1 pseudogene is annotated in these 272 nt (G+C 66.5%); it reads left to right on the forward strand.

Annotated features, from left to right (window positions below):
- Window positions 1–248, forward strand: a pseudogene (locus R0J87_RS20550) (glycine/betaine ABC transporter); the annotation flags it as partial.
- Window positions 249–272: the final 24 nt, after the last annotated feature.

Below are 272 nucleotides of genomic sequence, written 5' to 3' on the forward strand. Positions count from 1 at the left end.
TGCCGCTGGCGTTGCCGGAGATCATGCTGGGCGTGAACCAGACCATCATGATGGCGCTGTCGATGCTGGTGATCACCGCGCTCGTGGGCACACGCGATCTGGGCCAGGAGGTCTACATCGCGTTGACCCGAGCGGATACCGGCCTGGGCCTGGTGGCGGGTGTATGCGTCGCTTTCCTGGCGATCATCGCTGACCGGCTGATCGGCGCCTGGTCCCAGAACCGCAAGCAGGAACTGGGCCTGGCGTGAACCGCCGGGGCCAGGGAGGAGAGG

Origin of the sequence: Halomonas sp. SIMBA_159 (assembly GCF_046536035.1) — a bacterium.
GTDB classification, from domain to species: Bacteria; Pseudomonadota; Gammaproteobacteria; order Pseudomonadales; family Halomonadaceae; genus Vreelandella; species Vreelandella venusta_A.